The sequence below is a fragment of the Candidatus Erwinia dacicola genome (genome assembly GCF_001756855.1).
Lineage (GTDB): Bacteria > Pseudomonadota > Gammaproteobacteria > Enterobacterales > Enterobacteriaceae > Erwinia > Erwinia dacicola.
On record NZ_MAYS01000602.1, the window covers coordinates 1 to 1,351 of the forward strand.

Here is a 1,351-nt window from a genome sequence, read left to right on the forward strand (position 1 = left end):
GCAGCGGCCACGCGCTCAAGGATATAGGGCTTGAACGGGTCAAGCTTGCAGGGTCTGGGTGCGCGAGGCTTGTAGCGGATATCCGCTACGGGCAGCGGGCTACGGATATATCTGCGAACGGTCTCACGAGAGCATGAAAGCTGGCGCGCGATGGCGCGTATCGACATGCCCTGACGGTGTAAAACACTCATCTCCACTCTGGTCTCCAATGTCATCATTGGCAGTGCCTTAAAACTGCCATTTTTACCCTGGGTGGGTCAGATTTACATCGGCAGGTGGGCCAGTTTTACATCGGTAGCGACAGTGATTGAAAGATGACCAACTTCAAACTACCGCAAAGCCAGCGTCGAAAGCTAAGAATAAGTTTCATCTGCTAATCTTCCACCTCTGAGTGGCGATATTGACTGCCTGCGGCGCAGCCGTATGGCGTCATATTCTGGGGGGCAGGGGATAGTCATTATTACGAATTTGAATTACATTAGCGCCCATCAATCTGCCCAACAGGAGCATGGTGTGAATCCTGCACTTTTAGACCTCTCTGGATATATTAAATTTTTCGTTGGCCTGTTCGCCTTGGTCAACCCGGTGGGGATAATTCCTGTTTTTATCAGCATGACCAGCTATCAGGTTCCGGCAGCGCGTAATAAAACCAATCTGACCGCCAACCTGTCCGTGGCGATCATCCTCTGGACGGCGCTGTTCCTTGGCGACGGCATTCTGCACATCTTCGGGATCTCTATCGACTCATTTCGTATTGCGGGCGGCATTCTGGTGGTCACCATTGCGATGTCGATGATCAGCGGCAAACTCGGCGAAGATAAGCAGAATAAGCAGGAGAAGTCAGAAACGGCTAACCGGGAGAGCATGGGAGTCGTACCGCTGGCGCTGCCGTTGATGGCGGGACCGGGAGCGATCAGCTCGACGATTGTCTGGAGTACGCGCTACCACAGCTGGCAAAACCTGCTGGGCTTTAGCGTGGCGATTGCGCTGTTTGCCTTCTGCTGCTGGCTCTGCTTTCGTGCTGCACCGTTAATGGTCAGAGTGCTGGGGCAGACTGGCATTAACGTCGTGACCCGTATTATGGGGTTATTATTGATGGCGTTAGGCATTGAGTTTATGGTGACCGGGATAAAAACGTTGTTCCCAGGGCTGGTCAACTAGCCTGTTTTAATTCTGAAATAATCATATTAAAGCGTATATTCTGCTCTTATTTATTTCTGCATTCGCCCGCTGCATCATTAGAGGTCAATTACCCGTGCAGGTGCATTATTATAGTGCAATTATTCATATCGCTTAATTGAAAACACCGATTATTAATGTAATTAGGCTTTATTGAATAATAGGTAATAAT

Annotated in this window: 2 protein-coding genes; one reads left to right on the plus strand and one right to left on the minus strand. The window is 49.9% G+C overall.

All coding sequences use genetic code 11. From position 1 onward, the window contains the following. Positions 1 to 218, minus strand: a 218-nt coding sequence (locus BBW68_RS17325; RefSeq protein WP_148127718.1) for a helix-turn-helix domain-containing protein, incomplete at its 3' end; no start/stop codon positions are given. A gap of 295 nt (positions 219 to 513) precedes the next feature. Between BBW68_RS17325 and BBW68_RS14950 the strand changes: the two genes are divergently transcribed. After that, positions 514 to 1,161, plus strand: a complete 648-nt coding sequence (locus BBW68_RS14950) for a YchE family NAAT transporter (protein WP_070135956.1) — start codon at positions 514 to 516, stop codon at positions 1,159 to 1,161. Positions 1,162 to 1,351: the final 190 nt, after the last annotated feature.